Source organism: Streptococcus taoyuanensis (genome assembly GCF_029589235.1).
In the GTDB taxonomy this organism is placed as follows: domain Bacteria; phylum Bacillota; class Bacilli; order Lactobacillales; family Streptococcaceae; genus Streptococcus; species Streptococcus taoyuanensis.
Genome location: NZ_JARQVW010000002.1, coordinates 300,483 through 317,077, shown reverse-complemented (window position 1 = coordinate 317,077; position 16,595 = coordinate 300,483). Strand labels below are relative to the sequence as shown.

The following is a 16,595-nucleotide window of genomic DNA, read 5'->3' as shown; positions in this document are numbered from 1 at the left end:
AAAAGGGGTGGAGTCCAAAACTCCTATCCCCTTATTATATCATCTCAGTCCCATTTGGTACAATTTCTTTTTATAAGCATCGAAATCAACGAGCAAGCCTTGGCCACCGTACATATCGTAGGCATCGACCCAATCCCCATTTTCTGGGATGGTCACTCGTTCAATTCCTTTTCCAGCACTTCCAACCAGGCCAAGTCCATTGGTCAATAGGAAAGAGAAAGGTACATTGGTAGACGTCATAGCAAAGACTTTCCCAAGGGCTTCTGATCCCGTAAAGAGTTTGGTTGGATCCTTGATCTGATGCATGATAGCAGACATGACCTCTTGCTGGCGACGGGTTCGGCCAAAGTCCCCTTCATCATCCTTACGGAAACGCGAGTAATTGAGAAGAGTCCGACCATCCATCCGTTGTTTTCCAACCTTGATGGTTTGTTGCGGAACGACACCGTCTTTCATATTCAAATCGTCTGGCACTTCCACTTCACTGACCTTTTCGCCATCAACCGTTGAAAACTGCGCATTCATCTCGACCCCATTCGGGAAGAGGGTATCGATCGCTGTCGCAAAGGTCTTGAAATCGACCATAGCGTAATATTGGATGTCAATGTCAAAGTTGTCTTTGAGCATCTGACGCACCAATTCAGCCCCTTGGTTGTTATTTTGCTCCCCAATGGTAAAGGCAGTATTGAGCTTCTGGTCATAGTAGCCATCATATTCAGGAATATTTTGCTGGCTCACTCCATCAATATGGACCAGTGTATCCCGCATAAAGCTGACCATCTTGATCTTGCCTTCTTTATTATTGACATTGACCACCATGATGGAGTCTGTCCGAGTCTCATCTGATTTCTCACCGATCCGACCATCTGTCCCCAAGATCAGAATATTGACCCCATCTCGCGACTTCTTGCCGTTAAATTTCTCGACAACAGCAGACTTGGCATCTTTCCCAGCTGGTTTACTGTTGAGGCCTTTCACAAACATAAAGACCATGCCACCGATAATGAGCAAGAAAAAGAGAGCTATCCACTTGAGGATCCGCTTGACGCGGATCTTTTTCCGTGGTTTCTTAGGTAGATCGCTCGTCGCAGCAACTGCTTTCTTCTTAGACTTTTTGCTACGTGATTGGTAAACAGGGAGATCCCCAATTGGTTCAGCAATCTCACCTTGCACTTCTTCTGTAGCGTCTACCTCAGGTTGAAGGGCTTCTGCTTCCTCATAAGCTCCTTGGCTCTTCTTGAGCAGGTAATTGTATTCTAGTTGTTCTCGTTCATTCAAATAATGAAAATTTGAGTATAAGTACTCTAATCGCTTTCGCTCATGGTGAGATAGAAAGTTGGATTCGTTACTCATCTTTTCTCCATTCCGTTATCTTTTATGGTATAGACCTGATACTGACCCAAGACTTTTGTCTGAATGCCCAAACTGTCTAATTCTTGATAGGCAAACTGCAGAAGATCAGGCGCTTCGTTTAGGAGGTCAATAATGAAAAAGTATTCTCCTAAAGCTGTTTTTAGTGGTCGACTTTCAATCTTGGTTAAATTGATCCCCCGCCAAGCAAAGGTAGACAAACCTTTATAGAGGGCTCCTGCCAGGTTACTTGGTAAGGTCAAGGCCAAGCTAACTTTTTGAAGGGCCGGACTTAAAGTTTCTGAGATCGCTGGCTCTTTGGCCCCTAAAATCCAAAAACGTGTATAATTGTCCTCGATTTCTTGGATGTCTTTTGCCTGGACTTCCAAGCCGTACTCACTAGCTGCTGCCAGAGGGGCAATCGCTGCAATTTCCAAGTCTGGATGTTCTGCTACATATCGCGCTGCATAGGCTGTTGAAGCCGTCATTTCCATAGCCACATTTGGATAATGGGCCCTGAGAAAAGCCTTCCCTTGGGCCAAGGCCTGTGGATGCGAATAGACCGTTCGAATAGGTCGATCTTTCTTTGCAACCAAGAGCTGTTGCTTGATGGGATAGACCACTTCTGCAACGGCCTGAATCGTCCCTTGATGAAAGAGGTAATCAAGGGTCTCATGGACACTGCCTTCGATAGAGTTTTCAACGGGGACGACTGCAAAATCGATCTCTTGATTCTCATAAGCTTTGATGACATCTGTGATCGTCCGATAGGCAATGCGTTCAGAAGTTGGAAAGCTATGAGTGGCCACATCATGGGTAAAAGATCCCTTGGGACCAAGATAGCCTACAAGCATCGAATGATCTCCGCAATTTCTTCAGGTGTTTTGTCCTCAACATCCACAATATGGGTAGCAATATCTTCATACAAAGGCAAACGACCATCAAAAATCTTCTTAAATTCTTCTTTTGTGTTGTTTAAAAAGAGGGGACGTTGCATGGCTTTGTCATTTTGAATCCGGCTGTACAAGGTCTCAAAATTCACGCGCAAGTAAATATTATGCGGATTTTTTTCCAGAAGCGCACGGTTATGAGGATTGACGACAATCCCGCCTCCAGGGGAAATAATGGCTGCCTCGTTTTCCAACAAACGCTCCAGCATTTCAGCCTCGCGACGACGAAAGGCTGCTTCTCCTTCCACTGCGAAATAGTCATTGATCGACATACCGATCTCTTCAACAATTAATTCATCCATATCATGGAACTTTGGATCAAGAATCCGACCAACGGTCGTTTTCCCAGCTCCCATAAAACCAAGTAAAATTTTAGCCATGCAGTAAGGTCTCCAAATCTTCAAAAAAACTAGGGTAACTGGTGTTGATGGCCTCTGCCCGATCCAACACCACATTTCCATCTCTCACCAATAAGGCAGCAATGGCAGCCATCATCCCAATCCGGTGATCACCAAAGGTCTCTAAGTCTGCTCCATGTAGGGGTGTCGGTCCAGTGATGATCATGCCGTCTTCCGTTGGCACGACATTAGCTCCCATGGCATTGAGGCTATCTGCTACGACCTGGATGCGGTCCGTTTCTTTCACACGAAGCTCCTCAGCATCCGCAATCACGGTCTGACCACTTGCTTGTGTCGCTAGTAAAGCAATAATCGGCAATTCATCAATCAAGCGTGGAATCAACTCCCCATCAATTCGAATCCCTTTTAAGGACGAAGTCTTGACAGTGAGACTCGCAGAGACCGCTTTTTCATCGCGATCCTCCATGGTGAGATCTCCCCCCATTTCTTGAATCACATCGAGAATCCCTGTCCGCGTTTGGTTGATGCCAACATTTTCAATCTTGATCACACTATCTGGCAGAATGAGGCCTGCCACTAACCAAAAGGCTGCACTGGAAATATCTCCAGGAACGATGACTTCTTGACCTTGGAACTCTTGTCCACCCTTGATTCGGATGGTTTTTCCATCCACCTGGATCTCTCCACCAAATTGGCGAATCATATCTTCCGTATGGTCACGCGTCTTTTCCTTCTCGATAATCGTTGATTCACCCTCAGCCTGTAAAGCCGCAAAAATAAGAGCAGACTTAACTTGGGCCGATGCAACTGGCAAACGGTAATAAATGGGTTGAAGCTGATGGGTTCCTTTTTCATGCAAAGGCGGGCAATCGCGCTCTCCCTGGCCAGCAATTTCTACTCCCATTTGACGCAGTGGGATCGCTACACGATCCATGGGCCGTTTGGAAAGGCTGTCGTCTCCAACCATGGTCACAGCAAAATCCTGACCTGCTAGTACACCTGAGATCAAACGAATAGAAGTTCCTGAATTGCCCATATCAAGGGGAGATGTCGGGGCTTGAAGACCCCGAAAGCCTACCCCTTGAATCCGAATCACATCCCCATCATCCTGGATGGAGACTCCTAAATCACGAAACACCTGGATTGTAGAGAGCACATCTTCGCCTCGCAAGATATCATAAACCTTGGTTTCGCCTTTTGCAAGACTTCCAAAAATAATGGAGCGGTGACTAATCGACTTATCACCAGGTACGCGAATGGTGCCCCTGAGGCCCTTGCTATTGGTTTTTAATTTCATTGCCTTCTCCAGAGTGCTTTTCCTCATATTCTATCATAATTAGGGCATGAATTCAATTTTTGATCCAAAATTTGGAACAAAAAACGAATGTTTCCAAGCTTTTTTTGCGTTTCTTTTCTTCTACTGGCGAACGAAAATACCAGAGTCGAAATTACAACTCTGGTAGTCTTTCTATTTGTATAAATCTTGAATTGGCTCAAAGATGATCTTTTCGAGATCCGCAAGATAAATAGATAATTGTTGTTGTTTGGTGAAAAATTCATTCACAATTGGACTTGCTTGGATCTTCTCCATATAGTCTTTCATTTCTTGTTGCACAGCTTCTGTTGGAAGTTGACCGGATTGCATCAAGCCTTGCAATTGATTTTGGAAAGCGACGTATTCGTCAAACAGTGTTTTAGCTTCTGGATTTGCTTCGATCGCTTGCTTGCTTTCTACGACAGCCTTGTATTCAGGAAGGTCTCGAAGGGTCCGAGAGAGTTCATTTGCTACATCATAAATATTTGCCATTTTATGGGCTCCTTTACTGATATGATACTTCTATTATACTGCTTTTCCTTCAATATTCCTAAAATGAAGCAGGCATGTTGACGCAAATCCTTCTGTAGACCTAGCGAGCAAGGACGGTATAAGAGGTCGCCCGGCTAATCAATGTTTGAGCCCGCTCCTGATCCTCTGCATTTTTAAAGGTCAGCTGCAAAATCCCGTGGATATCTTCACGATTCTCTTCATTGATGTGAATATTAACCAAGGAAATCCCTTGTAGAATTTGCAGAATCTCAAGAATGACGCCTTCCTTATCTGGGACATCGATAAAGAGATCATAGGCACTATCGCGCCCAGGACGCTGATGGATCTGCATTTCTTTTCGGTGCTTACGTCCCTCATGGAAAAAGGACCAAATGGCCTCTTCGTTATCTGCTTGAATAGTTTCAGCCACTTGGTCCAAGCGCTCTTTAAAATCTGCAATCCGCTCTAATATAGCTTGAGGATTGGACAAGAGAATAGAGGTCCACATACCTGGCTCACTTTCTGCAATCCGTGTCATATCCCGAAAGCCACCAGCCGCAAAACGTCGGGTCATTTCATGCTCTTCTCCATAAGCTACGGCCTGCTCGACTAAGGTCGATGCTAAAATATGAGGAAAATGACTGATCTGGGAGGTTACCCGATCGTGTTCCTCAGCATCGATTTCGATAAAGCGGGATCCTAATCCACTCAAGAGATCTTTCAACTCTTCCATGGCACCTCTTCTAGTCAAGCTGGAAGGAGTAAAAATATAATAGGCATTTTCAAATAAGGTGGCATCCGCTGCTGCTGCACCTGTCTTATGACTACCAGCCATGGGATGCCCTCCCACAAAGCGCACAGCCTTGTCTTTAAATACCTTTTCAGCTTGTGCGACAATTGCTGCCTTGGTAGAGCCTGCATCTGTCACTAGTACCTGGTTCTTCAAATTCAGGCCAGCTAAGGTTTCTAAGTAAGACTTGGTTTGCTTAATCGGAAGCGCCAAAATAATGATATCTGCTAAAGGGGCAAAGGCTGCGAAATCATCCGTCACCTGATCCACCATTCCTCTTTCAAGGGCGATGGTTCGAGAGACTTCACTACGATTGTAACCAAGAATGGTCACGTTTGGGTGAGCTCTCTTAATCCCTAGCGCGAGGGAAGCACCAATCAAGCCCAGCCCTGCAATATAGACAACTTTCTTCTCCAAAGGAAAACTCTTTCTTTTAAAAATTCTTAGTAAAGTCCCGGTGCTTAGCAACGGCTTCTTTCAATTCTTCCAAGTTATCGGATGAGAATTTCTCAAGCACTTCTGTAGCAAGGACCGTTGCGACCACTGCTTCCATCACCACTCCTGCAGCCGGTAGAGCCGTTGGATCGCTACGCTCAACTGTTGCCTTATAAGGCTCATGGGTTTTGATATCCACACTCATCAATGGTTTGTAAAGCGTTGGAATAGGCTTCATGACGCCACGAACCAGAATCGGCTCTCCGTTAGTCATGCCCCCTTCAAAACCACCAAGATTATTAGTACGACGGGTATAGCCAGCTTCTTCAGACCAGACGATTTCATCCATGACTTGACTCCCTTTTAGGCGACCTGCTTCAAAACCAAGACCGAACTCAACTCCCTTAAAGGCATTGATAGAGACCACTCCTTGAGCGATTTTAGCATCCAATTTCTTGTCCCATTGCACATAGGATCCTAGTCCAACAGGCACACCGCCAACCAAGGTTTCCACAATTCCCCCAATGGTATCACCATCTTTTTTCACCTGGTCAATGTAAGCCTTAACGGCTTCTTCTTGTTCTGGGACAACAATCGAAACTTCCGACTTAGATGCCTTTTCCTTGATTTCTGAAACGGTTAGATTCTCGGGAATTGCAATCTCGATTCCCCCGAAATTGACAATGTGGCTGGCCACTTCCACGCCAATCTCTTCTAAAATTCGTTTAGCAACTGCACCAACGGCTACACGCATAGTCGTCTCACGGGCAGAAGAACGTTCGAGCGAATTACGAAGATCGTCAAAACGGTATTTGATTCCTCCGACTAGATCAGCATGGCCAGGACGTGGCTTGGTGATCTTGCGCAGATCTTTCTTTTTCTCTTCGACCGGTGCTACATTCATGATCTCCAGCCATTTTTGGTGATCCAGATTGGTCACGTTCAGAGTAATCGGACCTCCTATGGTCAAGCCATGACGGACACCTGATGTGATCTCAACACGGTCACTCTCAATTTTCATCCGAGCCCCACGACCATATCCACCTTGTCGACGTTTAAGCTCTTTATTAATATCCTCTTCAGATAAAGGAAGGCCTGCCGGGACCCCCTCGATGATGGCTGTTAATCGAGGACCATGGGACTCTCCTGCTGTTAAATATCTCATACGACCTTATTCCTTTCTTTCTAAAAAGTCCTTCATTTCTTGAAGAGGGATTTGATGAATCGCAGCTCGGCCTAATTCTGGCACGATGACTAGTTTCAAGCTTGTCCCACGTGCTTTTTTGTCATGGGTCAAGGCTTGATAAAGGGCTTCTTTATCCCAGTTCTCATAGGCCACCGGAAGTCCAAATTTCCGACACATTTCTTCGATTTTTCGAGTGATTCCCGTTGGCATCAAGCCCTTTTCTTCTGCAACTCGGGAGACCTGCACCATGCCCATACTAACGGCTTCCCCATGCATGACCTGTCCATAACCCGCTGTCGCTTCAATGGCATGACCAATGGTATGCCCAAAATTGAGATACAGTCGAATGCCGTTGTCCAGCTCATCTGCCGCCACATGGTCACGCTTCACCAGACAAGAATGGGAAATGAGGCTCTCTGCATGCTCTAAAATACTTTCGACAGAGCCATCCATAGCTTCCAATTCTTGCCAAAGTTCCGTATCTTGGATGAGACCGTACTTGATGACCTCCCCCATTCCTTCGATTAATTCACGGTGTCCCAAAGTGCTCAACACTTCAGGATCAATGAACACACCGTCCGGTTGGGCAAAGGTGCCCACCATGTTTTTGGCAAAGGCTGTGTTGACTCCAGTCTTTCCACCGATAGAAGAGTCCACCTGTGCGGTTAAGCTAGTCGGAATCTGGACAAAGGAAATTCCCCGCATATAAGTCGAGGCCGCAAAGCCAGCCAAATCACCAACTACGCCACCCCCAAGAGCAACGATTCCATCACTGCGCGTCATGCCCTGGGTAGCTAGAAAGTCATAAACTTTTGAAACAGTAGTCAAATTCTTACTGGCTTCGCCTTCAAGAAACTCAAAGCGTACCACTTGAAAACCAGCTTTCTTAAGGCTATTCTCTACAATAGCTGCATATAGCTTAGCCACGCGGTTATCGGAAATGATAGCGACTTTTTTATCGCCCCAAAGAGTGCGCAACCAGTCTCCAACCTGATTGAGACCACCTCTTTCAATCACAATCTCATAGGAATGTCCTGGAATAGGTACCGATACGTTCATAGGAATCTCCTTCGTGTTATTCTTTCATTCTATCTTATCATGAAATAAGGCACATGTCTCAAACAAAATGAAAAAGAGACTAGAGCAAGACTGTTTTTTTAAAATCAGTTCTTGTTCTAATCTCATAAAGCTTTTTCAATAGGAAAAGGTAAAACCCTCTCTTAGTCACATACAAATTGGCGATATTCTGTTGTCAATGCTTCCCATACAGACTCTGTAGGAAATACTTTCCCAGTCATCAATTCAAAGGCTGCTTCAGCTTGATAAAAAAGCATTCCCAACCCATTTACCCTCTGGTTTCCTTGATTCACTGCTAGTTGCAAAAAGGGGGTCACTGCCGGATAGTAGGCCATCTCTACGATTAAGGCATGTAGAGGAAACGTCAAGTGATTCGCTATCGGAAGAGACTGACCATCCATCCCAACACCAGTGGCATTTAAGATGAGATCGGCTTGTTTAAAGGAGCTTTGAACGTCTTCATTTTTCTCAATCGCATACAATTCTATCAAAAAATCAAAGCCATCTTCAATCAACTGAACGATTGAACGATAATGAACCAATCTCTCCTCTCTCACAAAGACAAGGATTCGTTTTACACCTAGATGAATTGCCTGTGCAATAATCGCTAAAGCTGCACCACCTGCTCCTAAGAGAACCATTGTTTTTCCCTTAATGGAGAAAGCTGGAGGTAAACTACGAAAGAAACCAATCCCATCCGTATTATAGCCCTTAAGCTTACCATCGCGGTGAACGATGGTATTGACAGAGCCGATCTTTAGAGCCATCTCATCCACTTCATCTAAGTAAGGAAAGACCTTTTGCTTAAAAGGCATGGAAATATTGGCCCCAATCATATCTAACTTACGAATTTGGCTGACAGTGCTTTCTAAATCTTCTTCAGCAATATCCCAAGCAAGGTAAGCAGCATTGGTCGCTGTTAATTCATAGGCTAGGTTATGGATGAAAGGAGAGATACTATGACGAATCGGATGGGCAATGACTGCTGCCATCCGAGTGTAGCCATCAATCTTCATTTAATAATTCCCGAATTCTTCGCATATTTTCAAGAGGGATTTGACCAGGTGCACTTCCTTCTCCGACTCTAGCATAAGACCAAGAAGAGCCTGTCAAATCAGCTGTCAAGCGCGAAATCTTCCCGACCTTACCCATGGAAATCGTTACATATTCTTGCTCAGGATTCAGTGTCTTAAAACCACGCGTATAATTCATCAAATCAAGGACATCTTGTTCATTGTCGGCCATGACCGATACCTTGACCAATTTTGGAGAAAAGCTAGTTAATTCCGATAAAATCTCCATCATATTTTCCGGAGTCTCTTGGAAATTATGGTAACTGAGCACAAGATTTGAAAACTCCAACATTTCTTCAAAGACGTCACGATGGCTATAAAACTCGAAATCGATATAATCCGGATGATAGATAGATTGAATATCTTTTAGGATCCCAACATATTCTTCATTAGTCAGCTCCATCCCTCCACCTTCAGCTCGAGTCCGCAAGGTGAATAAAATCTCGCGTCCAGCAAATTTCTCAAAAACTGCAGGAGCAACGGTTAAGATCTCGCTTTTTTCTAAAAAGTCCGCACGCCACTCAATGATATCCGCGTCATCGTAGCGCGAACGATCTAGTTGTTGTGCTTCTTCCAATGTGCGAGGCATAATCGAAACAACTAACTTCATACATCCACCCTAATCGTAAATACTTTTAAGTAATTACTACTTTCTTCTTTCTTGTTCCATCGAAAATCACCCGGAAGTCCGTATTCCGCTACATAGCGATGCTTACGGCCTTGAAATCCCTTTTCGATTTGTTTTTTAAATTTATCTTTGGTCACATTTGCCGCATTGGTACTGAGAATCAAGGTCCCACCTGGATTTAAAATCTCAAGGGCCTCGCTGACCAATCGATGGTAATCTTTAGCGACTGAAAATGTCCGTTTTTTATTCCGCGCAAAGCTAGGCGGATCGAGCACAATCACATCATAGCTTAGGTCATGGCGTTTGGCATATTTGTAATAGTCAAAGACATCCATCACGACAAAACGATGAGCATCGAGCGCCAAGCCATTTGCCACAAAATGCGCTTCTGATAATTCTCTACTTCTCTTAGCCAGATCGACCGATGTTGTCTCAACTGCTCCACCCATTGCCGCAGCCACAGAGAAGGCCGCCGTATAGGAGAACATATTGAGCAAAGACTTACCAGCCGCTAATCCCTCTACCAAGCTACCTCGAACTTCATGCTGATCCAAAAATATTCCCGTCATTAAGCCATCATTAAGAAAAACTTGGTAAGAGACTCCATTTTCAAGAATCAAAAATTCTTGCGGTGCTTCTTCTCCATAGACATGAGCCGATTCATAGTCCAAGCCTTTAAAGCGAATCTTTTCATAGCCGCCTCGGACTTCTGGAAAAGCCTCTTGAAAGGCTGCTAGAATGGTTTCCTTGATCTGAAATACAAAGGGATTGTACCAAGAAAAGACAACAAACTCACCATACAAGTCAACCGTGAAGCCACCAAAACCATCTCCCTCTTGGTTAAAAAGACGAAAGACTGTCGTCTTTTCATCCGCATAATAAGAACGACGGTATTGCTTGGCTTTGATGAAAAGCTTTTTAAAAAAGTCTTGATCAAAAGTGACCAACTCTTGTGAAACAAACCATCCAATCCCTTTATTTTGTTCAGATAAGTATCCGACTCCTAGGGATTTTCCATCTCCTGAAAGCAATTGAACCGCTTGATTCAAAGCAGGAAGTGACTCAAAATCTTGCTTTTCAAGAAGGGATTGTCCTTGTTTGATTTTTGTTGCGACTTGGCGACTGACTGTGAGTTTTTTCATATCCTCTATTATAGCAAAAGTCTGCAGTTTTCACAAAGAGAGGCTTTATTTACTGGAACTTTTTTTACCGTTTTATCCTAGCTTTCATCATTTAGCTTCAAATGATATAAAATGCCGGATCTTTCCTATTTCTTTCCTCTCCTTTACAGTCATTTTTTTCTTTCTCCATAAAATTGTGGTATACTTGTATATGAAAATTTTTAGGAAATAAGACAAGGAAGTAACATTTTGTGAAAAAAATTACGAATTCGATACTCAATTTCATGAGTACCAGACTAGGATTTGTCTTGACCCTTCTGTTGCTCTACTGGTTCAAAACCATGTGGGCCTATTCAGTTGATTTTAATTTAGACATTCAAGGACCCTATCAGATTTTTCTAGCAGTGATCAACCCACTGCCGATCAGTTTGCTCTTCATCGGTCTAGCACTCTATATCAAACGAACCAAGCTCTTTTATAGTTTGGCCTTTGGGATCTACCTTCTCTTATTTATTTGGTTGATTTCTAACTCCATCTATTATCGAGAATTTACAGACTTCGTAACGGTCAATACCATGTTGGCTTCCAGCAAGGTTTCTGCTGGCCTCGGAGCTGCTGCTTTAGAATTGTTCCGCCCTTGGGATGTGATCTACATTCTAGATTTCCCTATTCTAGCTTTCTTCTTCTTTAAGAAATGGATTCGAATGGACAATCGTCCCTTCAATAAACGAGCTAGTTTTGCGGTTACCTCTTTATCGGCCATGCTCTTTTCGGCCAACCTTTTCCTCGCAGAAATTGACCGACCTGAGCTCCTGACTCGTGGGTTCTCAAACTACTATGTTGTTCGTGCCTTGGGTCTTCCTGCTTTTCTAGGATACAGCGCTAATCAAACTTATGTTGCAAACAAAGAGCGTTCCAAAGCATCTGAGGCAGATCTAAAACCGGTTGAAGAATATATCCAACAGCATTATGCCAAAGCTAATCCTGAATACTTCGGAATGGCCAAAGGCCGTAATGTCATCTACATCCACTTAGAAAGTTTCCAACAATTCTTGATCGATTACAAGTTGAAAGTAGATGATAAAGAATATGAAGTAACACCTTTCTTAAATTCACTTTACCACTCGAAAGAAACCTTTGCCTTTTCAAATGTCTTTAACCAAGTCAAGGCAGGGAAAACGTCTGATGCTGAGACCATGATTGAAACAGGCCTCTTCGGACTTAACCAAGGTTCCTTTATGGTGAACTATGGTGGAACCAATACCCAACAGGCTGCACCATTTATTCTTTCAAAAAATGGTTACAACTCGAGCGCTGTTTTCCACGGGAATGCTGGAAGTTTCTGGAACCGAAATACCGCCTATAAACAATGGGGCTACAATTACTTCTTTGATGCCAGCTACTTCACCAAACAAAACAGCAGCAATTCCTTCCAGTATGGTCTTAATGACAAATACATGCTCAAGGATTCCATCAAATACCTAGAAAGATTGCAACAACCTTTCTATACGAAGTTCATTACGGTTTCCAACCACTATCCTTATACGACCAGCTTGTCAGGAGATGATCTTGGCTTCCCTCTAGCTAAGACTCAGGACGAAACCATAAATGGCTATTTTGCGACCGCTAACTACCTAGATTCTTCGATCAAGGCCTTCTTTGATTACCTAAAAGAATCTGGTCTTTACAAAAATTCCATCATCGTTCTCTATGGGGACCACTACGGAATTTCAAACTCCCGCAACCCAGCTCTTGCCCCTCTACTTGGTAAGAACTCTGAAACGTGGTCAAGCTATGACAATGCCATGTTGCAACGCGTTCCTTATATGGTAGTTATTCCAGGTATGGATAAGGGTGGCATCATTGATACCTATGGTGGCGAAATCGATATGCTCCCAACCTTGGAACATTTGCTAGGCATTGAATCCAACAAATTCCTCCAAGTTGGTCAAGATATGCTCTCACCAGAACATGATCAAATCGTCGCCTTCCGCTCCGCTAACTACTTTGTAACTCCAGAGTATACAAGCTATAGTGGCCGGACCTATTACACCAAAACAGGTGAGGAAATCACCAACCCAGACGAAAAAACCAAGGAAGAACTGGACAAGATCAGGGAAGCTGCTAACCTGCAATTGAAGATTAGCGATAGCATCCAGACCGGTGATCTCCTTCGCTTCTTCAAGGGCAATGATCTTGGAAAAGTCAATCCAGAAGATTATTCCTACACCAATTCCTTCAAGGCATTGAAGAAGATTGAAAAGGAAAAAGGTGACAAATCAACCAGCCTTTATAACCAACGTGGCAACCAGTCTACCGTTGATCTCTTCAAGGCACCAACTTATAAAGAATTGCACCCAGAAGACGATAGTTCTTCCTCAACAGAGACCAGTAGCAGTTCTTCTAAATAAAGAGAATCCCTGAGTTTTCAAACTCAGGGATTTTGTGATTTCTTTAAAAAGATTACGCTTTACCTTCATCTAGGACTTCAAAAACAGAAGCTGTTAAATTCTCCACATAGAATGGTCGTTTATGACGACTATTCCCAACCATCAATTTCAATTTATTTGAATTTTGGAGGTAATATGGAAGTCCGCTGGCGTTGAAGATGACCAAGTACTTCTTGTCTCCTGTTAGTTCAAATATCAGAAGTCCACTACAATCAGTTGCAGATTGGATAAAGACTTGTTGGTAGATTTTATCGTAGCTTTCAAGCCCTAAGACAGGAAGACTTGTCTTCAAATTGATCAAGCTTCGGATATAGGCAATTGATTCCTTGTTTTGACTGACCAGATCCCAGTTGACCTGATTCACAAAATCTGGAGCATTGTAGGAATTCATGGCCCGTTCACGATCCAAAGGAGTGATTTCTCCATCAGGACCTGTCGCTACCAATTTGGTCCTCATGAACTCTTGACCCAATTGCATAAAGGTCATGCCCTGAAAGAGCAGATTCATAGCCGTAGCCAACTCTGAGCGCTTGACCAATCCTGCTACTTTTTCATTCGGATGAAGGGTCTGAAGCAAGTCATAAAGATTATAATTGTCATGAGCCTCCACATAATTCAAGACCTGATTGGGACTTAAATAATTGCCAAGCTCTGCACTACCTAAAACAGCACGCGCAACAATATACTCTGTTGATTTTCTGCTGACGAAGCCACGTTTGATGGAACCATAAACCTCAGCCCCTTTAATGGCATCGCGCTCCGTATCATTAAAGAATCCAATTCGTGGCAATTGCGCTGCATTGTCTTTCTTAGCCTTGTCTTCTGGTGCGAGACCTGTCCCCATGTCCCAGCCTTCTCCGTAAAGAAGAATCCGAGGATCCAGAGCGTCCATTGCCTCCCGAATAGCATTCATCGTCCTTACATCGTGAATCCCCATCAAATCAAAGCGGAAGCCATCGATCTGGTACTCTTTGACCCAATGCGTGAGGGAATCAATCATGTACTTGCGGTACATTTCATGCTCACTAGCCGTTTCATTCCCAACACCTGTCCCATTTTGGAAACGACCATCTGGCTCCATCCGGTAATAATAATCGGGCACTGTATTTTGGAAAGGACCATGTTCGGTCGAATAGATATGATTGTAGACCACATCCAAGACCACAGAAATTCCTGCCTCATGATAAGCCCGGATCATGGTTTTGAGCTCTTTCATGGTTTGTTTCGGATTGGATGGATCCGTTGAAAAGCTAGTTTCTGGTGCAGAATAATTCTGAACGTCGTAACCCCAATTATAGGTCACCTGGCCTTCTTCGTCGTACTGTTTAAAGCGATCAGAGATGGGCTGCAGTTGCACGACATTGACACCTAACTGACGGATATAATCAAAGGCAGTCGCATCACCATGGCTATTGACGGTTCCTTCTTGGCAAGCCCCCAGATAGGTTCCACGTAAAGACTCGTCCACACCTGATGTCGGTGACTTGGTCAAATCCCGAAGGTGCATCTCATAAATCACTGCTTGACAAGGATTGTCCAAGCGCCAAGGAGTCGCATCGGCGCCTTTTTTAGGACCCCAATCAAACTGACGATCTGCTCGTGAAAGAATGGCTGAGCGCATCCCATCGGCTGTCGTTGCAATGCTATAAGGATCGCGCGTTACTTGAGTATGGTGTTCAAAATGCACACGATATTGATAGGCCATGCCACTTAAATTTCCTAGAAAATCTAAAATCCAAACACCATGGGTATTTTCTGGGTGGTAGCTAGACTCTTGTTTACCACGCGTCATCGGAATGCTCTTCCAAATAGGCGCATCCGAGTCTGTTGATTGATAAAGCAACAATTCAACTTTCTTAGCCGTTGGTGCCCACAGTTTAAAGCAATGCTCCCCTTCTTCCTCCCGATGACCGAGCCATCCTTGATACGCCCATTTAGCATCAAACTCTCTAGGACGCATTGCCATATCGTAGGCATGAGGCTGACGATGGCTGTAGGCATGACTCGTCAAAGCAGCTTGCAAAGAATAATAGACTGTATCGTCTCCATCGAGAATCCATACTTCTCGAACATAGCCTTCTGGTAAAAGTTCGATTTCAAAATCACGGGTCTTGGTGAGCCAATCCCCTTCTTTGACCAAGACATGGCCCCGGTTCAAGGGTTCTTCGCTCTCATAAATTAGATTGCCTTCTACTCCAAAATAATCCAACTTGGAGAAAGAGACTGATTTTCCTTCTACTTGATCCTGCCACTGCCACATATCATAGGCAAAATAATTTCCTTTTTGCTTATGAAAATGAAGCTTTACATGGTATTGTCGCATAACATTTTCCTATTTCCAATTTAATACCGAAGGAACCATCCGCTTGTAAAACACGTAACGGACTCCAACTATTTGTTTTTATTCTTCAGATGGGTGAACCAAAGCATCGTTGTTGATTTCATCAATATTTGCAAAGAATTCCAAGTGATTATGGAAGACTTCCAATTCAACTGGAGTATCTCCTCCGTACTCCCCATCTAGATTGATACGGAATGGTTTAGCATTTTTTCCTAACATTTCGATCGTCAACTTCTTGGTCTTGAGATATTCTACATTTTCATCGTGCACATGCTTGCCTCCATTAATGGCCTGAATCATCAAGGACAACATGTTAAAGAGCTTAGCAGTTTTTACGATAATCAAGGTGAAGTTTCCATCATCGAGCTTAGCATCTGGTGCGACACTTTCAAAGCCAGCAATAGAGTTGGTCAAAGCCACAAAAATCATCGAAGCTGGACCTTCAAAAACGCCATTATCGTGTTCGATCCGTACCTTACGAGCCTTGTTCCTCGGCAACATTTTAGCTGCTTCAGCTACATAAGCAAAGTAACCCAGGCGAGATTTGACACTACTTGGGACACTGAAGGTCAATTCTGTCATGGTCCCTGCTGCAGCAATATTGATAAAATACTTACTGCCATAAGCACGACCAATGTCCATTTGAATGGTTTGATTCTTTTCGATAATGCGGGCAGCTGCCACTGGATCTCCCATCGGGATCTTCAAGGCACGCGCATAGTCATTGGTTGTGCCGGTTGGGATAAAGGCCATCTGCGGACGATTCTCCAGACCTGCAACTCCATTGACCACTTCATTAATCGTGCCATCTCCACCAGCAGCAATGATTAAATCAAAGCCGGCTTTAGCGGCTCTTTCTGCTTCATTTTGGGCAGAAAATGGTTCTGGAGTCGTTTGATAGGCGCTGGTTTCATAGCCCACGTCTTCAAGTACGTCTAAGACTTCCGCAATATTTTTCTTGATAATTTCTTGCCCAGAGGTCGGATTATAAATTAAACGGGCTTTTTTGATTCGTTCTACCATAAAGA

14 protein-coding genes are annotated in these 16,595 nt (G+C 43.9%); 1 reads left to right on the top strand and 13 read right to left on the bottom strand.

Features of this window, described 5'->3' with window-relative positions; all coding sequences use genetic code 11:
* Nucleotides 1-39 precede the first annotated feature (39 nt).
* From P5Y91_RS03380 to P5Y91_RS03330, 11 genes are all read right to left on the bottom strand, one after another.
* Nucleotides 40-1,353, bottom strand: a complete 1,314-nt coding sequence (locus tag P5Y91_RS03380; protein WP_277838982.1) for an LCP family protein — start codon at nucleotides 1,351-1,353, stop codon at nucleotides 40-42.
* The gene (gene pheA, locus P5Y91_RS03375) at nucleotides 1,350-2,204 is read right to left on the bottom strand and encodes a prephenate dehydratase (RefSeq protein ID WP_277838981.1); all 855 of its coding nucleotides are present in this window, start codon (nucleotides 2,202-2,204) and stop codon (nucleotides 1,350-1,352) included. Before pheA ends, P5Y91_RS03380 begins: the two co-directional genes overlap by 4 nt.
* Nucleotides 2,195-2,680 (bottom strand): shikimate kinase, encoded by a 486-nt coding sequence (locus P5Y91_RS03370; protein WP_101770513.1) that lies wholly within the window; start codon nucleotides 2,678-2,680, stop codon nucleotides 2,195-2,197. The genes pheA and P5Y91_RS03370 overlap by 10 nt, the downstream gene beginning before the upstream one ends.
* Nucleotides 2,673-3,956: a 3-phosphoshikimate 1-carboxyvinyltransferase gene (gene aroA / locus P5Y91_RS03365; protein ID WP_277838980.1), complete on the bottom strand. Its 1,284-nt coding sequence runs from the start codon at nucleotides 3,954-3,956 to the stop codon at nucleotides 2,673-2,675. Before aroA ends, P5Y91_RS03370 begins: the two co-directional genes overlap by 8 nt.
* Nucleotides 3,957-4,127: 171 nt before the next feature.
* Complete coding sequence (locus P5Y91_RS03360) at nucleotides 4,128-4,466, bottom strand: YlbF/YmcA family competence regulator (protein WP_003014453.1); 339 nt, start codon at nucleotides 4,464-4,466, stop codon at nucleotides 4,128-4,130.
* A gap of 100 nt (nucleotides 4,467-4,566) precedes the next feature.
* On the bottom strand, nucleotides 4,567-5,673 hold the full coding sequence (locus P5Y91_RS03355; RefSeq protein WP_277838979.1) for a prephenate dehydrogenase: 1,107 nt from the start codon (nucleotides 5,671-5,673) through the stop codon (nucleotides 4,567-4,569).
* A 16-nt stretch (nucleotides 5,674-5,689) separates the two neighbouring features.
* Complete coding sequence (aroC, locus tag P5Y91_RS03350; protein WP_277838978.1) at nucleotides 5,690-6,856, bottom strand: chorismate synthase; 1,167 nt, start codon at nucleotides 6,854-6,856, stop codon at nucleotides 5,690-5,692.
* A gap of 6 nt (nucleotides 6,857-6,862) precedes the next feature.
* The gene (gene aroB, locus P5Y91_RS03345; RefSeq protein ID WP_277838977.1) at nucleotides 6,863-7,936 is read right to left on the bottom strand and encodes a 3-dehydroquinate synthase; all 1,074 of its coding nucleotides are present in this window, start codon (nucleotides 7,934-7,936) and stop codon (nucleotides 6,863-6,865) included.
* A 161-nt stretch (nucleotides 7,937-8,097) separates the two neighbouring features.
* The gene (aroE, locus tag P5Y91_RS03340; RefSeq protein ID WP_277838976.1) at nucleotides 8,098-8,970 is read right to left on the bottom strand and encodes a shikimate dehydrogenase; all 873 of its coding nucleotides are present in this window, start codon (nucleotides 8,968-8,970) and stop codon (nucleotides 8,098-8,100) included.
* Nucleotides 8,960-9,637 carry a type I 3-dehydroquinate dehydratase gene (aroD, locus tag P5Y91_RS03335; RefSeq protein WP_277838975.1) on the bottom strand — a complete coding sequence of 226 codons (678 nt, stop codon included), beginning with the start codon at nucleotides 9,635-9,637 and terminating at the stop codon, nucleotides 8,960-8,962. The genes aroE and aroD overlap by 11 nt, the downstream gene beginning before the upstream one ends.
* On the bottom strand, nucleotides 9,634-10,797 hold the full coding sequence (locus tag P5Y91_RS03330) for a class I SAM-dependent rRNA methyltransferase (protein WP_277838974.1): 1,164 nt from the start codon (nucleotides 10,795-10,797) through the stop codon (nucleotides 9,634-9,636). The genes aroD and P5Y91_RS03330 overlap by 4 nt, the downstream gene beginning before the upstream one ends.
* Nucleotides 10,798-11,027: 230 nt before the next feature.
* Between P5Y91_RS03330 and P5Y91_RS03325 the strand changes: the two genes are divergently transcribed.
* Nucleotides 11,028-13,187 (top strand): LTA synthase family protein, encoded by a 2,160-nt coding sequence (locus P5Y91_RS03325; RefSeq protein ID WP_277838973.1) that lies wholly within the window; start codon nucleotides 11,028-11,030, stop codon nucleotides 13,185-13,187.
* A 52-nt stretch (nucleotides 13,188-13,239) separates the two neighbouring features.
* On the opposite strand, the gene pulA is transcribed toward P5Y91_RS03325, so the two are convergent.
* Both pulA and P5Y91_RS03315 read right to left on the bottom strand, forming a co-directional pair.
* Complete coding sequence (gene pulA / locus P5Y91_RS03320) at nucleotides 13,240-15,549, bottom strand: type I pullulanase (RefSeq protein ID WP_277838972.1); 2,310 nt, start codon at nucleotides 15,547-15,549, stop codon at nucleotides 13,240-13,242.
* Between the two features lie 78 nt (nucleotides 15,550-15,627).
* The gene (locus P5Y91_RS03315) at nucleotides 15,628-16,590 is read right to left on the bottom strand and encodes a diacylglycerol kinase family lipid kinase (RefSeq protein ID WP_129824169.1); all 963 of its coding nucleotides are present in this window, start codon (nucleotides 16,588-16,590) and stop codon (nucleotides 15,628-15,630) included.
* Nucleotides 16,591-16,595 lie beyond the last annotated feature (5 nt).